12 protein-coding genes are annotated in these 15,259 nt (G+C 43.4%); 10 read left to right on the forward strand and 2 right to left on the reverse strand.

Features of this window, described 5'->3' with window-relative positions; all coding sequences use genetic code 11:
• Positions 1–8 precede the first annotated feature (8 nt).
• From HMPREF0650_RS11610 to HMPREF0650_RS11630, 5 genes are read left to right on the forward strand one after another with little or no spacing between them, the layout of a single operon-like run.
• Entirely contained in the window at positions 9–1,796 is a 1,788-nt protein-coding gene (locus tag HMPREF0650_RS11610) for an ABC transporter ATP-binding protein (protein WP_004351017.1), read from the forward strand.
• Positions 1,793–3,556, forward strand: a complete 1,764-nt coding sequence (locus HMPREF0650_RS11615; RefSeq protein ID WP_004351018.1) for an ABC transporter ATP-binding protein — start codon at positions 1,793–1,795, stop codon at positions 3,554–3,556. Before HMPREF0650_RS11610 ends, HMPREF0650_RS11615 begins: the two co-directional genes overlap by 4 nt.
• Before the next feature lie 12 nt (positions 3,557–3,568).
• On the forward strand, positions 3,569–5,941 hold the full coding sequence (locus tag HMPREF0650_RS11620) for an efflux RND transporter permease subunit (protein WP_004351019.1): 2,373 nt from the start codon (positions 3,569–3,571) through the stop codon (positions 5,939–5,941).
• A 12-nt stretch (positions 5,942–5,953) separates the two neighbouring features.
• Positions 5,954–6,733, forward strand: a complete 780-nt coding sequence (locus tag HMPREF0650_RS11625; RefSeq protein WP_004351020.1) for an outer membrane lipoprotein-sorting protein — start codon at positions 5,954–5,956, stop codon at positions 6,731–6,733.
• 1 nt (position 6,734) lies between these two features.
• Positions 6,735–8,054 carry a DUF1302 family protein gene (locus HMPREF0650_RS11630; protein ID WP_004351021.1) on the forward strand — a complete coding sequence of 440 codons (1,320 nt, stop codon included), beginning with the start codon at positions 6,735–6,737 and terminating at the stop codon, positions 8,052–8,054.
• A 76-nt stretch (positions 8,055–8,130) separates the two neighbouring features.
• On the opposite strand, the gene HMPREF0650_RS11635 is transcribed toward HMPREF0650_RS11630, so the two are convergent.
• Complete coding sequence (locus HMPREF0650_RS11635) at positions 8,131–9,135, reverse strand: M48 family metallopeptidase (protein WP_004351022.1); 1,005 nt, start codon at positions 9,133–9,135, stop codon at positions 8,131–8,133.
• A gap of 3 nt (positions 9,136–9,138) precedes the next feature.
• Entirely contained in the window at positions 9,139–9,702 is a 564-nt protein-coding gene (locus tag HMPREF0650_RS11640; protein WP_004351023.1) for a LemA family protein, read from the reverse strand.
• Positions 9,703–10,155: 453 nt separating this feature from the next.
• Here HMPREF0650_RS11640 and HMPREF0650_RS11650 point away from each other — a divergent pair, with 453 nt between their 5' ends.
• From HMPREF0650_RS11650 to HMPREF0650_RS11670, 5 genes are all read left to right on the forward strand, one after another.
• Positions 10,156–10,710 (forward strand): hypothetical protein, encoded by a 555-nt coding sequence (locus HMPREF0650_RS11650; RefSeq protein WP_245543505.1) that lies wholly within the window; start codon positions 10,156–10,158, stop codon positions 10,708–10,710.
• 308 nt (positions 10,711–11,018) lie between these two features.
• Positions 11,019–11,543: an STM3941 family protein gene (locus HMPREF0650_RS11655; RefSeq protein WP_040563330.1), complete on the forward strand. Its 525-nt coding sequence runs from the start codon at positions 11,019–11,021 to the stop codon at positions 11,541–11,543.
• 788 nt (positions 11,544–12,331) lie between these two features.
• Positions 12,332–12,778, forward strand: coding sequence for a DUF4348 domain-containing protein (locus tag HMPREF0650_RS11660; protein WP_040563332.1), 447 nt, complete (start codon positions 12,332–12,334; stop codon positions 12,776–12,778).
• A 444-nt stretch (positions 12,779–13,222) separates the two neighbouring features.
• Entirely contained in the window at positions 13,223–13,747 is a 525-nt protein-coding gene (locus HMPREF0650_RS11665) for an STM3941 family protein (RefSeq protein ID WP_004351026.1), read from the forward strand.
• Between the two features lie 811 nt (positions 13,748–14,558).
• The gene (locus tag HMPREF0650_RS11670; protein WP_004351027.1) at positions 14,559–15,137 is read left to right on the forward strand and encodes a hypothetical protein; all 579 of its coding nucleotides are present in this window, start codon (positions 14,559–14,561) and stop codon (positions 15,135–15,137) included.
• The last annotated feature ends 122 nt before the right edge of the window (positions 15,138–15,259 follow it).

Raw genomic sequence — 15,259 nt, forward strand, 5'->3', positions numbered from 1 at the left:
GATAATATATGATGAAGACTCTCAAACGTTTAGGAGCTTACATGGGAGGGCGCAAATACTTGCTGCCATGCTCCGTAGCACTGTCGGCAGTCAACGGACTGCTGTCGCTTGTCCCATTCATACTTTTGTGGCTCGTGGTGCGCACACTACTAATCGCCAAGGGCAATCTCTCAAACACACCCCTTATAGACTATGCCCTGTGGGCTTTTGTCATATCGGTGGCAAACGTGTTGCTCTACTTTTTGGCACTGATGCTCTCTCATCTTGCAGCATTCCGTATCGAAACCAACATGAGGCGCAAAGCGATGCAACGACTGATGCGTGCACCATTGGGCTATCTCGATGAACAAAACACGGGGCGTATGCGCAAAATCATAGATGAGGATTCGGGACAGACACATACCTTTGTGGCGCACCTGCTACCCGATGTGGCAAGTTGCATCGTTGCTCCGATAGGTGTTATCGTACTGTTATTCGCTGTGGATTGGCAGTTGGGTGCGGCTGCAATGATACCTCTCATTGGTGCGATAGGCATTATGGGATATATGATGAACCCGAAAAACAACCAATTTCAAAGGCTCTACCTTGATGCGCAGGAGAAGATGGGGGCAGAGGCAGTGGAATATGTCAGAGGTATTCCCGTGGTCAAGGTGTTCCAACAGACGGTCTTCTCGTTCAAACGCTTCTACGATAGCATTATCAGCTACCGCGACCTTGTCATCAAGTGTACGCTTGTATGGCGCACGCCAATGTCATTTTATATACTGGCTATCAATGCCTTTGCCTTCATCCTCGTTCCTACTGCTATTATCCTGATAGGACTCGGTGGAGATACAAGCACAATTATCGCCAACGTGATACTTTATGTGGTGATTGCACCGCTCATCGCTTCCAACGTGATGAAAGCCATGTATCTCAGTCAGGATCTATTCATGGCAAATGAGGCTGTGGAACGATTGGAGCAGCTCACTAATATTGCACCGCTCTCGCAACATGACGAGCCAAAACGGGCAGAAGCGTATGACATTCGTTTCAACGATGTTTCGTTCCGATATGAGGGAGCGGAGAAAGATGCAGTGAGTCATATCAACCTTACCATTCCCGAAGGCAAGACGGTTGCGCTCGTAGGAGCGTCAGGCAGCGGAAAAACCACGATAGCAAGATTGATACCCCGTTTTTGGGACGTACGCCAAGGCAGCGTTACCATAGGAGGTGTAGACGTGAGAGATATGCACAAGGACGAACTGATGCGCAACGTGTCGTTCGTCTTCCAAAACACTCGTCTGTTCAAGACTTCGCTCATCGAAAACCTACGTTACGGCAATCCTGATGCAACAACCGAGCAGATCAACCGTGCCATCGACCTCTCACAAAGTCGCGAGATTATCGACCGGCTACCACAGGGATTGGATACCGTTATCGGTGCCGAAGGTACTTATCTTTCGGGAGGTGAGCAACAGCGTATTGTTCTTGCCCGTGCCATTCTGAAAGATGCCCCTATCGTCGTACTCGATGAGGCAACCGCCTTTGCCGACCCCGAAAACGAACAGCTTATCCGTAAGGCACTGGCACATCTCACCCAAGGAAAGACCGTGCTAATGATAGCTCATAGACTTACCACTGTGCAAGATGCCGACAGCATCGTAGTTGTGGACAACGGCGAGATAGTCGAACAGGGTACGCACGAGGAACTATTGAGCAGGGAAAAGCAATACCACCGTATGTGGAACGAATATCAACAATCTGTTTCATGGAAACTATCATCTATTAAAAGTCATAAAGTCATAAAGTCATGATTAACTATTTTCAAAACCGTTTCGCTCTTACGGAAAAAGGGGCAAAAGACTTGCGGCAAGGCATCATCTTTTCGACACTGCTCAACCTTGTGCTAATGCTGCCACCCACTTATTTGTTTTTCTTCCTGATGGAGTATCTCGATAATATGCCAAGGAATGCCCCTCATACGTTGTGGTTTTATCTCCTCATGGCAGTAGGGCTTATGGTCGTGATGCTCGTCGTGATTCGTCGGCAATACGACAGCACCTATACCACCGTATATAATGAGAGTGCGCAACGCCGTATCTCCTTAGCCGAGAAACTGCGCCGCTTGCCTCTCGCCTTCTTTGGTGAGCGCAATCTCTCCGACCTCACTGCCACTATTATGGAAGACTGCACACAATTGGAAACAACGTTCTCGCACGCCATTCCCCAACTATTTGCTTCTATGGTAAGCATTGTCATTATCGCAGCGGGAATGTTCTGTTACGACTGGCGATTAGCCATCGCACTATTTTGGGTAGTACCTTTTGCCTTGGTAGTGCTATTGATTTCACGAAATCGAATGGACAAGGCTTTTACACATGTCTACCACATCAAACGAGGAGTGAGCGAACAGATACAGGAAGGACTGGAGTGTGTGCAGGAAATCAAGTCGTACAATGGCGAGGACGAATATAACCAGCGGTTCGACCAGCGATTAAAAACATTGGAAAAAGGACTTGTTGCCGGCGAACTCTTGACAGGTGTGTTTGTCAACATCTCCGCTGTACTGCTTAAATTAGGCATGCCTACCGTCATCGTTGTAGGCGCATGGATGCTTCAGCGTGGCGACGTGTCGGTGTTCGTCTATTTGGCGTTCCTTCTTGTTTCGGCAATGGTTTATAATCCTATCCTTGAAGTATGCAATCACCTTGCTATTCTTACTTTTCTCGATGTACGCATCAAGCGAATGAAAGAGATGGAGGCAATGCCCATACAGACGGGCAACACAGAGGTGGAAGTTTCAAATTATGACATTGAGTTCCACAACGTCAGCTTTTCCTACGAAACAGATAAGCAGGTGCTTCACAATGTTTCATTCACTGCCCGACAAGGCGAGATAACCGCACTCGTTGGTCCCTCAGGTGGTGGTAAGAGTACCACTGCCAAGCTCGCTGCACGCTTTTGGGACATCAATCGTGGGAAGATAACACTGGGCGGACACGACATCTCTGACATAGAACCAGAGACGTTGCTCAAAAACTACGCCGTAGTATTTCAAGACGTGATGCTCTTCAATGCCTCTGTTGCCGACAATATACGCATAGGAAAGCGCGACGCCACCGATGAGGAAGTAAGGCATGTGGCACGGTTGGCACAGTGCGATGACTTCATCAATCGTATGCCACAAGGCTACGACACGGTGATAGGCGAAAATGGAGAAACCCTTTCGGGTGGGGAGCGGCAGCGTATCTCCATAGCCCGCGCGCTCTTAAAAGATGCTCCCGTCATCCTCTTGGACGAAGCAACCGCCAGCCTTGATGCCGAGAACGAGACAAAGATTCAGGCTGGTATCTCCGAACTGGTACGCAACAAGACCGTCATTATCATTGCGCACCGCATGCGCACCGTATTGGGTGCCGACCACATCGTAGTACTCTCTGGCGGAACAGTCGTGGAACAGGGCGTACCCGATGAACTAATGGCACACAATGGGACTTTTGCACAAATGGTAAGACTGCAACAAGATACTCCTTCGGCAAACATCTCATCAAAAATAAAAACAGAAACCAAATAAAAGAAAGCAATCATGAAAATCGAAAAAATCAACAACCTTTTCAGGCAACTGGCGAACTGGATTTTGCGCCATCGGCTTGTTGTGGGTGCGCTGTTTGCGGTGGTCATCGCCTTTTCGCTCGTTGGAGCCAAGCGCATCGTGATAAGAACTTCGTTCGATGACTATTTCCTAAGCGACGACCCTATACTGCTCAAGACCAACGAGTTCAAGTCTATCTTTGGTAACGACTACTATGTGGCAGTACTGGTAAAGAATAAGGACATCTTCTCCAAACGCAGTCTCACACTCATTCGTGAGCTGAGCAACGAACTGAAAGATAGTTTGTCGTATGCCGACAAGGTAACATCGCTCACCGATCTTGAGTTTGCCTCTGGTACGGAAGAAGGTATGACCATTGAGCAGATTGTACCCGAGCAAATTCCATCGGATGCCGCAGGACTGAAAGAAATCAAGCGCAAGGCGTACAGCAAACCCTATCTGGCGAAGAAAATGGTATCGACCGATGGGACAATGACATGGATCATGGTAAAGCTGCGTCCCTTCCCTGCCGATAGTGTGTGGAAGAAGACAAGCGACATGGCTCCCGACATGATTACTGGCAGGGAAGCAGGACATATCATAGGCAAGGAGAAATATGCAGAACTGTCGCCCGCTGCTGCGGGAATGCCTTATCTGAGCTATGAGAAGGTGGTCTATCTCAAGGGCGAAATGGGACGATTGTTCCTCTTCGCATTCATCATCTCTATAGTGGTAATGCTCATCGTAACTCGTTCGCTACGCGGAGTAATAGCGCCATTGCTCACCTCTGTCTTAGGACTGCTCATCAGCTTTGGCATCATCGGCTGGACAGGCATCTACATCGACATGACAACCATGATGATAGCCGTCATTCTCACCTTTGCTTGCTCCATTGCCTACAACATCCACCTGTACAACTTCTTCAAGACGCGCTTCGTAGAGACAGGTAGGCGCAGGCAATCCATCATCGACGCAATGGGCGAGACTGGTTGGGGCGTATCGCTCTCGGCACTCACCACCGTGGCTGCCATGATGACATTCCTTTCCATGAACATCGTACCCATGCAGGCAATTGGTATCAACACATCAATCTGTCTGCTCGCCGTATTGATTACCTGCCTTTTCATCACTCCCTTACTGTTGTCGTTTGGCAAGGATAAAAAACCAACTGTCAACATGTCGAAGAGTTTTGAGGGCTATATTGGTAATCGGTTTGAGCAATTCGGAAGTTTTGTGATACGCCATCATCGGGGCATTGTCGCGTTGTCGGTGGTGCTGACGATTTTCTGTGGCATCGGACTCTTCTTCATCGAGCCAGCGTTCGACATTGAGAAGACGATGGGGAGAAAAGTGCCTTATGTCAACAAATTCCTCAACCTTTGTGAAACGGAACTCGGCTCCATGTATGCTTACGATTTGATGATTACGCTGCCACACGACAACGATGCCAAGAAACCAGAAAATCTACAGAAGCTCGACCAATTGTCAAAAATTGCTGACGGCTACAAACTGACGAAACGCCACAACTCCATCACAGACATCGTGAAAGACATGAATTGCACGCTCAACGGAAACAAGCAGCAATTTTACACCATTCCCGACAATGCCGATATGGTGGCACAGTTGCTGTTGCTCTACGAAAACGCGGGAGGAACGGAGTCGGAATACTGGATGGACTACAACTATAAACGGCTAAGGCTACAAATAGAACTGAAAGACTACAACTCCAACGAAGCGGAAAAGGAAATGAACGACCTTCAGGCAGAGGCACGCCGTCTCTTCCCCGATGCACACGTTTCGGTGGTAGGGAATATTCCGCAGTTCACCGTCATGCAGCAGTATGTGGAGCGAGGACAGATGTGGTCGATGATGCTGTCGGTATTGGTGATCGGCATCATCCTCGTTCTGATTTTTGGAAACTGGAAAGTAGGACTCGTAGGGATGATACCCAACATTGCCCCTGCCATTATCGTAGGTGGAATGATGGGCTGGCTTGGCTACCCACTCGACATGATGACCGCCTCGCTCATTCCGATGGTCTTGGGTATCGCAGTCGATGACACCATTCATTTCATCAACCACAGTCATGTGGCATACGACAGATGCGGCAATTATGCAGAAGCCATCAACCGCACCTTCCGCACCGAAGGACTTGCCATTGTGATGTCCACGGTCGTTATCTCGGCAACATTCATGGGCTTCGTCTTCTCCGATGCCACACAGATGAGCAACTGGGGCATACTGGCAGTAGCTGGCATGGTATCGGCTTTGTTGGCTGACCTCTTCCTCACTCCTATCCTCATAGACTATCTCCACATCTTCAAGCAAGAAAAAGTAAACATCAACAACACTCAAAATAACAATTAAATCAAAAAAAATATGAAAACAAGAAATTTTACATTGCTGCTCATCGCTCTGTTGGCAATTGGCAGCGCACAAGCAGCAGGACTGTCTGGTAGGGATATTATGCAGAAAGTAAAGAACCGACCTGATGGCGACACACGCTACGCTAACGTAGAGATGACGCTCATTCAGCGAAGTGGACACAAACGCATCAGAAAACTCGAATCGTGGGCTATGGACGTAGGCAAGGACACAAAGAAAATTATGTTCTTCACTTATCCCGGAGATGTGAAGGGAACAGGATTTCTCACCTGGGACTACGACAATCCACGCAAGGTGGACGACAAGTGGCTCTATCTGCCTGCCATGAAAAAGACAAGACGTATTAGCGGTAAGTCGTCGAAGACCGACTACTTCATGGGTAGCGATTTTACCTACAACGACATGAGTATGCGCAATGTGGACGAGGAAAAGCACCAGCTCCTGCGAGAAGAAAACTTAGGTGGACACCGATGCTGGGTGGTACAGTCGATTCCCAATGACAAAGACGAAATCTATACACGTCGAGTAACATGGATAAGACAAGACTGTTTGATGGCTGTCAAGGCAGAGTACTACGACAAACTGAACAAGCTACACCGCCGACTCTCTATCTCCAACATCGATAAAGTACAGGGATTTTGGACGATGCACCTCATGCAAATGGAAAATGTGCAGACGGGACACAAGACCATCATTCGCATGGACAACCAGCGATTCAACATCAAGGTGGCACCCAACCTCTTCACCGTTTCCAAATTGGAGAAAGGGCTCTGACATGAACCTGATACAACTATCCACTCTCTTGCTTGTGCCGATGTTCTCGGCACAGGCATCAGCCCAAGTAGAAACGCCAACAGCAGCTATTGACAGTCTTGAAACAGTACCCGAAGAGACTCTTCAGGAGACGCATGACAAAGACAGCGATGACGCATTACAAGTTCGGGTGAAAGGATTTCTTGACACCTATCACGCACTCCGAACAACAGGAAATGCTGACTGGATGGCGTCGAGAACTCGGGCAAGGGGCGAAGTGAAACTCGAAAAAGGTGCGACAGCTCTCTTTGTCTCACTGAACGCTATTTACAACGGAATACTGAAAGAACGCACAGGCATAGAACTGCGTGAGGCGTATCTGTCATATACTAAAGGCAACCTTGACCTGCGTGTGGGACGGCAAATCGTGATATGGGGAGTGGCAGACGCACTGCGCCTTACCGACTGTGTGTCGCCCATCGACTACACCGAATTTCTCGCCCAAGACTATGACGACATACGTATGCCTGTGAATGGCTTACGTGTCAAATACACCTTGGGAGCCATTACAGCAGAAGCGGTGTGCAACCCTGTGACTAACTTCGCTGTGATACCTACCGACCTGCGCAATCCGTGGGCAATGCGGTTGCCGAACACCTCCCTCCCCTATTCCATAGACTTGGAAAGCGGAAAACCAGAAAAGCGGTTGAAGAACATGGAATACGGTGGACGCATCTCCGTCAACCTCAGCGGTGTGGATTTCTCTGTGAGTGCCTTGCGCACATGGAACAAGTTGCCAGCCCTCCGCATGGGAAAGACAACCGACGGAAAGTCACTACACATCGATGGACGCTATCACCGCATGACAATGTTAGGAGCCGACTGTTCGTTACCCATCGGGCAATTCGTCATTCGAGCAGAGGTAGCCAAATACATCAATGAGGCGCAAAATGCTGCAATGGGATGCGAAGTGGAATGCCGCAATGCACTCAATGCCCTCATCGGCATTGATTGGTACCCTGGCAACGACTGGAATGCAAGTCTGCAATATTGCCACAAATACACATCGGGCAACCTCGAAAGACTGCCTATCTATCGCCATGCAGGAATAGCCACGGCACGGCTCGCCAAAGAACTACTGCAAAACACGCTAAAACTTTCTACCTTTGCCTACGTTGATGTAACAAACGGTGGCATCTTCAATCGTTTCTCGGTTTCCTATGCCCTTAACGACCAAATCGAGCTCACCGCTGGCTACGACTATTTCCATGCCGATAAAGGAATATTCAAGATGTATGGAAAAAACAGTGAGGCGTGGGTTAAAATGAAGTACAGCTTTTAACGACAACCACTACTCTGAGAGTAGGTTCTCGCATGGGCATGTCACGTGGAAGCGACAAACCAGCTGCCGATGGTCATCAGAACTGCTCAAGGATGGCGATGCGCTTCTTCGTGTCGGGATGCGTGGAGAAGAGCGAGTTCATAAAACCCATCAGGCCCGATGACATCGCATCTGGCTGCACGATGAAGAGCTGGGCCACGTCTTGCTGTTTGACATCATCCAGTCCTGGGTCTTGCGACAACTTGCGCAAGGCGCTGGCCAGTGCCATGGGGTTGCCACACAACTCTGCCCCACCGGCATCTGCCATGTATTCGCGTTTGCGCGAGATAGCGAAGCGGGTGACGATTGTGAAGAAGTAGGCGATGGCGCAACAAATCAATCCCACAAAGAGGATCACCAGGAACGACAGCCCGTTGCCCTTCTCGCCATTGCTTCTGCGCGAGCCGCCCCCCATCCACATCGTGTAATACAACATGCGCACCACCATGTACATGACCGTGGCGACAATGCCCACGAAGATAATGCTCACCACGAGCAGGCGCGTGTCCTTGTTACGAATATGGGTAAGCTCGTGAGCCACCACGCCGGTGAGTTCCTCGTCGCTGAGGCGGTTGATGATGCCTGTGGTAAGCGTCACGGTGTAGGTTTTGGCGTTGATGCCGCTGGCGAAGGCATTCAACTGCGAATCGTCTACCACGTTAATCTTGGGCATGTCCATGCCGCAAGTCATACAAAGGTTTTCCACAATGTTGTAGACGCGCGGATTTTCGCGCCGCGTGAGCGGACGGGCACCGGTGGCATGCCGAATCATTGACACGTTGGAGAAATAGGCGATGACAAACCAAATGCCCACTACGATGAGCACCCAAGGAATGGCCTGGACGAAATAAGCGTTCACCTCCTCGACGTTGAGGGTGTGTACCATTTCGCCGTTCGCGTCGTAATAGCCTCCGCCTAAGTAGTTGAGCAGCGCCAGAAAAACCCAAATCATCGCCAGGATGATAACAGGAAACGCCAGCAGCAACAACGCACTCATGATGTTGTTGCGGCGTATCTGCGTTTGGATGCCTACGTATTTCATGCTTTAAAACTTCACCTCCGGCGCCTTTTCAATCTCCGCGCGCTGTTCGGGAGCTATCTCGTACATGGGTTCGCGCTTAAAGCCAAACATGTTGGCAAAAAGGTTGGAAGGGAATGTTTGCACGGCGTTGTTCAGCTCGCGCGTGGCCGTGTTGAAGTAACGGCGCACGGCAGAGAGCTTGTTCTCGATGTCGGCAATCTCGTTCTGCAGCTGCATGAAGTTTTGGTTGGCCTTGAGTTCAGGATAAGCCTCCAAAGACACGCGCAGACCCGCCAAGGCCTGTGTCAGTGCGTTGTCGGCCTTCATCTTCTCGTTGATGGTCGTAGCACCCATGCCCATGGCGCGGGCCTCGGTGATGCGCTGCAGCACCTGCTTCTCGTGTTCGGCGTAACCTTTCACGGCCCCAATCAACTGAGGAATCAAGTCGGCACGCTGTTTAAGTTGTACGTCGATGTTGGCGAACGCATTCTCACGATTGTTGCGCAATCTCACCAAGTTATTATAGATGCCGATGCATCCCAGCACAAGTAGTACGATAACTACCAAAATCACAATTCCTGTTACCATAGTTCCATTTGTTTGATTGTTTGTTGGATGTACAAATATAATTAAAAGTTGCGGAAGTTCTTCTGATTTAAGATTTATTAGGAAACAAAGCAGAAAGAACACCGTTCATCGGCACAACTCTTTCACCTAAACAGGTCGTTTGTTGGCAAACCAATCATGGGCGTTTGTTTTAACAACGAATTGAATGAATTGCCATTTTTGAACAAGTATGTGTTTTTCTCTGGATTCTTTCAAACTATAAAATATAATATGTATCTTTGTTGTCGCGAAAAATGTATTCTTTCGCGACAAAAACATCTTGTAATTATGAACGAAAGTATTGAAGATAAGATAATTGCTAAGTCAAAGAAAAGTAAATGAAATCCTATGAGTTACCTGAAGTTGTAGTCACCGGTCATAGACCTCAGAATACAGAAGAAAAAGAGTCGAAAAGAGGAGGAACAAAACATGAAAATGAAAAATAAATATTTACTAATTCTAATGACTCTGTTAATTTTTGGGGGTGTTACAGGTTGTAATAGTAATACCTCTAACTCTCACCTCATATCAATACAAAAGAAAAATATTAAAGATGCTATTCAGAAAAAGGAAACAATTAAAAAAAACAAAATAGAGTTTGGTGATAGTCTTTTTGTGAAAAGAATTATTGATGGAAACTTTTTTCAAGAGAAATTTTCTACAGAACAGGACTATGCTTTAGTTGTAAAACACTGTTTTTCACATACCGATGAACAGTACGATGAAACTTTTGCTGATGGGTTGAGCCAAATGCTAATCAAATATCCTCACAAAATTAAAGGAATACAAAAAGCAATAAGCTTACTTCCTGCAGAACAACAAAATAAGGCTAACTACAATATGATGGTCTATATTGTATCTTCATGGATAATGGAAAACTATACTGATACCATGAACTTAAAAATGTTCTACCAAGCATATCCGTTTTTTAAACGAAGCTCTAAAATTGATAATATCTTGAAAGAACAGTTTGAAAATAATATGGAGTAAATAGTCTTATCGTAGAAAAATAGATATAGTATCACGACATAGATAATGCTTCAAATCGAGGAACTTTTCTCTTCCCGTTGACTTGATTTCCAGCATATTGCTTGCAGATTTCAAGTATTTTTTTGAACTTTGCCATGAGGTTGTGCATAACAAAGGTTTTATAACCTAATACAGTTTGTACCACTAAGTTACCAAAAAAGACAATGATTTGTACAACTTTTTGGCAAAAAGATATCGTCGAATTAATTCAACCAACAGGTCAGTTATAAAATAAGAGCCTAACAACGAAACCGCCCAACAAAACGAACATGACAGAAATACGAATTTATCAAAGCCTGCGAAAAAATATGCTTTGGGCTATCTTATGCTTTGTTTTTGCCTTAGGCGGATATTTTATTCTCACGGATGCCAGTACAAGCTGGCCAACAAAAGTATTGGGCGGAGGATTGGGAATTATATTCTTCGGCGGTGGCGGATTGTTTCTCTTTCTATCAACCGTCTATAACCGAATTCGTCAAATTCCGCTTATAATAATCCATGAAGATAGACTGGAATTATACATACAGGTCAAGGGAACCTATCATACCATCTATTTTACGGATGTAAAGCGTTTCCGATTAATAAAAATCCAATCGACCAAACTGATTGCTGTTGATTATAAGATAACGTCATTGATACATAAGGTAGACAAATCATCGGCTTCTACGCAGCGTATGATGACATTCAATTTCGCTGTGTCCGGAGCAATTGAAGGCCTTCCTGCTGAAAATCTGACTATGAACGGGAAAAAGATATGTGACATATTAAACGGACACCTGAGTAAAAATGTATGAATAGGCAATAGATGTTTTGGCAGGAAAAAGGAAAACGAAAAATTAATCGATAAGCCATTCGTAAATTCAATCAAGATCACACATTTTAATAACCATTTTGAAATAAAAGTCAGTACAAATGAATAGGAATATTTTTTCTGCAACAATAATCGTTATTTTGCTGTATACTGGTTGTAACAATGTTAATAATAGAAAGATGGCAGTGTTATCTCTTCGAGAACTACCGAACTTTGTGCAAGATACATTGAGGAAACTACCTGTAGATAAATATGGATGCTACCCTGATTTAATAGATTTCACAAATAAATTTCATTATAGAAGTACAACTATAGGGCCTTGGCAACACAAACAAGTCCTAACAGATTCCATAAATCAGGTTTCCTACTCATTCTCTTATGATACTCCCCGACCATTTATTGTCACTTCAACATTTATTGCTTTTCCAATGACCTATGTTAATTCTCTAAATATTTTTAAATTGGATACATTGTCTTTTAGGATTGTTTATATAGAATAATGTAATGCTACAATTAGGGGTAATAATCTAAAACAGTGGGTAATGCTCCAAACCGAGGAACTTTTCTCTTCCCGTTGACTTGATTTCCAGCATATTGCTTGCAGATTTCAAGTATTTTTTTGAACTTTGCCATGAGGTTGTGCATAACAAAGATTTTATAACCTAATAGATTTTGTACCACTAAGTTACTAAAAGCTCAACGACGTGTGCAACTTTTTACTCATGTTTATCAACTTAAATTAATTCCGCCAACGAGTAGTTATCATATATTATGAATAAGTTTACTTACATACTATTTGTTTTCCTCTGTTTAATAAGCTGTGCACAACCAAATAATAAAAAGCAAGTTTTAAAGGATAGGGCTGTGATATCACTAAAAAAAAATGTGACAGGAAAAACAACTTTTTATGATTTTTTCAAAAAGTTCGCCTCAGACTCATGTTTTCAACGGAAACACATTTTATTTCCGTTGAAAATTACATATGAAGGTTATGATTATGAAGAGACAGACTCGATTCTTCATATCAGCAAGAGTGATTGGATATATACAAATTTCAACGATTCTATAATAGAAGGGCAAAAAATAATTTTAAAGGTTGATACAATGACACATACTGTTATCTTAAAGGGCTACGATTCGGGAATATATATGAAATATTTATTCAAAACAGATAAGCGTTCTTGGATATTATTTCAGATAGATGACTACTCTAATTAACGTGAATTCGACAAATTCAGAATATCTTTGAATAACAGAGTTCTAAAATATAACGAATTTCGGTAATGCCCCAAATCGGGAGCTATTGTAATAACCATCTGATTATCAATGTGATTTTTAAAAGATTATGCATAAAGGCGGGGAAGTATTCTCTGCCTTTTGCTATATTTGTAGTCCAGAACAAAGAAAAATGAATATACGAGAACGCGTCGGCACTCTATGCTCCAGATTGGAAGTGAAAAACTCAAGTTTTCAACACCAAACAAGAGTTTTATAAATGGATTGACTAATTTTGCACTTGCAGGTTGACTCTACGCACTAAGTTACCAAAAAAAGATAATGATTTGTACAACTTTTTGGCAAAAAAATATCGTCGAATTAATTCAACCAACAGGTCAGTTATAAAATAAGAGCCTAACAACGCAACGGCCCAATAAAACGAACATGACAGAAATACGAATTTATCAAAGTCTGCGAAAAAATATGCTTTGGGCTATCTTATGCTTTGTTTTTGCCTTAGGCGGATATTTTATTCTCACGGATGCCAGTACAAGCTGGCCAACAAAAGTATTGGGCGGAGTATTGGGTATGATATTCTTCGGCGGTGGCGGATTGTTTCTCTTTCTATCAACCCTCTATAATAGAATTCGCCAAACTCCGCTTTTAATAATCCATGAGGATAGACTGGAATTATACGTACAGGTCAAGGGAACCTATCATAATATAAATTTTGCGGATGTAAAGCGTTTCCGATTAATAAAAATCCAATCGACCAAACTGATTGCTGTTGATTATAAGATAACGTCATTGATACATAAGATAGAGAAATCATCGGCTTCTACGCAGCGTATGATGACATTCAATTTCGCTGTGTCCGGAGCAATTGAAGGCTTTCCTGCTGATAATCTGACTATGAACGGGAAAAAGATATGTGACATATTAAACGAACACTTGAATAAAAATGTATGAATAGGCAATAGATGTTTTGGCAGGAAAAAGGAGAACGAAAAATTAATCGATAAGCCATTCGTAAATTCAATCAAGATCACACATTTTAATAACCATTTTGAAATAAAAGTCAGTACAAATGAATAGGAATATTTTTTCTGCAACAATAATCGTTATTTTGCTGTATACAGGTTGTAACAATGTTAATAATAGAAAGATGGCAGTGTTATCTCTTCGAGAACTACCGAACTTTGTGCAAGATACATTGAGGAAACTACCTGTAGATAAATATGGATGTTACCCTGATTTAATAGATTTCACGAATAAATTTCATTATAGAAGTACGACAATTGGGCCTTGGCAACATTCTCAGATTCTAACGGATTCCATAAATCAGGTTTCCTACTCGTTCTCTTATGATACTCCCCGACCATTTATTGTCACTTCAACATTTATTGCTTTTCCTACTAACTATGTTAATTCTCTAAATATTTTTAAATTGGATACATTGTCTTTTAGGATTGTTTATATAGAATAATGTAATGCTACAATTAGGGGTAATAATCTAAAACAGTGGGGAGTGCTCCAAACCGAGAACTTTTCTCTTCCCGTTAACTTGATTTCCAGCATATTGCTTGCTGTTTTCAAGTATTTTTTGGAACTTTGCCATGAGGTTGTGCATAACAATGATTTTATAACCTGATTAGTTTTGTACCACTAAGTTACTAAAAAGTCAACGACGTGTGCAACATTTTACTCATACTTATCAACTTAAATAAATTCCGCCTACGAGTAGAGTTTATAATATTTTTAAGATTTCAAATAGCTCAAAATGATGAAAAGAAAAGTAATAAAAGTTGTGGGGCTGTTGTTTATTTCCATGATGTTTGTCGGATGTTACGATAAAAGCTACCAAAAAAATATCTCTAAAGAGCATGTGACAATTTTTTATACAAATGTTAATGGTGTTCCTAATATACAAACGACTCCAACCAACTTTTATACAACAATGAAAGCAATGAGAATGACGGATACAATCGCCATATCAAAAGTAAAATATGAAGAATTAAAAAGAATTCTGCAAAAAAAACATAGGAATATGCAAGTAAATAATAATTTGGAAACTGTTATGTGCGTATTGTATAAAAAACAAAAATTATTTATTGGAAGAGATGAACTCGGGTATGATATAAATGGTTTTCCAATTGATGTTTCATTACATGAAATTTACTTTATAAAAGTAATATCAGGATATTACAATCATTTTAAGAAATATGATTTGGATATGTTGCAAAGTGTAAGAAAATATGGGCTACCTCAAAATTACAAGAATCTAAAAGATCTTCCTGGGGATATCACAAAATATAAAAGCCCATATTCAAAAATTTATATATTTGAAAGAGAAAGTTAATTATCAGTAATGCACTAAATCGGGAGTTGTCAATATAAAGGTCAGCTTTCTCTGCCTTTTGCTATATTTGTAGTCCAAAACAAAGAAAAATGAATATACAAGAACGCATCGGCACTTTACAC

The sequence above is a fragment of the Hoylesella buccalis ATCC 35310 genome (assembly GCF_000177075.1).
Taxonomy (GTDB): domain Bacteria; phylum Bacteroidota; class Bacteroidia; order Bacteroidales; family Bacteroidaceae; genus Prevotella; species Prevotella buccalis.